1 protein-coding gene is annotated in these 425 nt (G+C 58.4%); it reads right to left on the reverse strand.

The annotated features are described in order from the left end of the window. The coding region (locus tag KP705_RS18065) for a Tn3 family transposase (RefSeq protein WP_215765292.1) at positions 1-425 on the reverse strand (425 nt) is incomplete at both ends.

A 425-nucleotide genomic window follows, 5' to 3' on the forward strand; every position in this document is an offset into this window, starting at 1 on the left:
ATCCGATGCCCCACCCGTGTCGGTATAATGCTCTTCAATGGAAAGCCCGTTGGCATGATACAGCAGCCCATCCAGAACATAGGGTGCTTCACCGGCCGTCGCCGCAATCACCCGGGTCGAAAACGGATCATACTGATCGGAGATGTGGGTGTAGAAACTGACGCCCGGTTCACTGCCATTGCGCGCATTGATATCGCTGATCGCAGCGCCTCTGCCACCTGCATGAAACAATTGACCATCACTTGAGGACGATGTGCCGTCTCCCCAGAGTGACGCCAGGGGCAGCCCACGATGGGCTGCAACCATACGGCCAAGGGCTTCGGCGTATCCGGCCTCGCTGATATGCCAGTCATGCAGATGCGCCAACTGGCGCAGGGTGGCACCCTGACAGGTGTCGGCCATGCGTGTCAGACCAAGATTAATCC

It is taken from the genome of Gluconobacter sp. P1D12_c, from assembly GCF_018812105.1.
In the GTDB taxonomy this organism is placed as follows: Bacteria; Pseudomonadota; Alphaproteobacteria; order Acetobacterales; family Acetobacteraceae; genus Gluconobacter; species Gluconobacter oxydans_A.